The organism is Burkholderia sp. MSh2 (assembly GCF_000731655.1).
Taxonomy (GTDB): domain Bacteria; phylum Pseudomonadota; class Gammaproteobacteria; order Burkholderiales; family Burkholderiaceae; genus Burkholderia; species Burkholderia paludis.
In genome coordinates this window covers 1-1,081 of sequence record NZ_JPGM01000075.1, presented here as the reverse complement: position 1 = coordinate 1,081, position 1,081 = coordinate 1, and the positions used below count along the sequence as shown (strand labels likewise).

The 1,081-nt window shown below is 59.9% G+C and carries 1 protein-coding gene; it reads right to left on the bottom strand.

Annotated elements, in window-relative coordinates; genetic code table 11:
* Positions 1-14 precede the first annotated feature (14 nt).
* The gene (locus tag GQ57_RS32955) at positions 15-1,031 is read right to left on the bottom strand and encodes an IS30 family transposase (protein ID WP_081896830.1); all 1,017 of its coding nucleotides are present in this window, start codon (positions 1,029-1,031) and stop codon (positions 15-17) included.
* Positions 1,032-1,081: the final 50 nt, after the last annotated feature.

The window sequence follows — 1,081 nt, the reverse complement described above, 5'->3', positions numbered from 1 at the left end:
GGCAGTCTCAAAAATCAAGTGCAACGATTAGCAAGTCCATTGATTTCCAGCTCCTTGGCCATTGCCTCCTCCGGCGTATCCCAGCCGAGGGTTTGACGAGGTCGGCCGTTGAGCAATTTGGCGATGTCGTTTAGTTGGATCTGGGTGACTGCCGATAGGTCAATGCCTTTGGGCAGAAACTGGCGCAGCAAACCGTTGGTGTTCTCGTTGCTGCCGCGCTGCCAAGGCGCGTGCGGATCGGCAAACCAGATATCGAGATTCAATCGCCTGGAGAGCTCGACATGGCAGGTCATTTCCGTTCCGCGATCGTAGGTCAGGCTCTCGCGCAGAAAGGCCGGCAGCTTCTTCATCTGGCGCGTGAAACCCTCCAGGGCGTCCTGGGCCGTGCAACCGTCCATGCGGCACAGCACGACGAAACGAGTCTTGCGCTCGACCAGCGTGCCCACGGCGGAACGGTTGAACGCCCCCTTGATGAGGTCGCCCTCCCAATGTCCCGGCAGTTGCCGCAGTTCGATCTCCTCCGGTCGGTGAACGATGCGCAGCGCTTCGGGTACGAATCCGCCGCCCGCGAGCGTCGTGCGTCGGCGTCCACGCACGGGCTTTTCCTGGCGCAATGCATCGATCATCGCCTGCTTGAGTGCGCCTCGCGGATGAGCGTATATCGCCGCGTAAATCGTTTCATGGCTGACGCGTTGGTCAGGATCGTCGGGATGCATACGGCGAAGTCTGGCAGCAATCTGCTGCGGCGACCAGCGCCAATAGACCAGCCGGTCATGCACATGCCGATACAGTGCACTGCCAGCAAGCAGCTTGCGCCGCCGGCCGCAACCTTGACGACGAGCACGGTACGTCGACGCCGCAAGCGTCGCATCGTAGTGCGTCACCGTATTGCCATTACGGGCGAGTTCGCGGGAAACCGTCGAGGCACTTCGCTCGAGCCGTCGTGCGATGGCTCTCGTGCTGCTACCGTTTCGATGTTCAATCATGATGACCGCGCGTTCTTCCGCGCTCAGATGCTTGTACTTCCTCATCGCAACACCTTACTCGATTCAAGGCGTTGCACTTGAAGCTAGAGACTATA

Bases quoted from the DNA above. Each gene is read 5' to 3' on its own strand.
- GQ57_RS32955 (WP_081896830.1), bottom strand. From the start codon at position 1,031: ATGAGGAAGTACAAGCATCTGAGCGCGGAAGAACGCGCGGTCATCATG.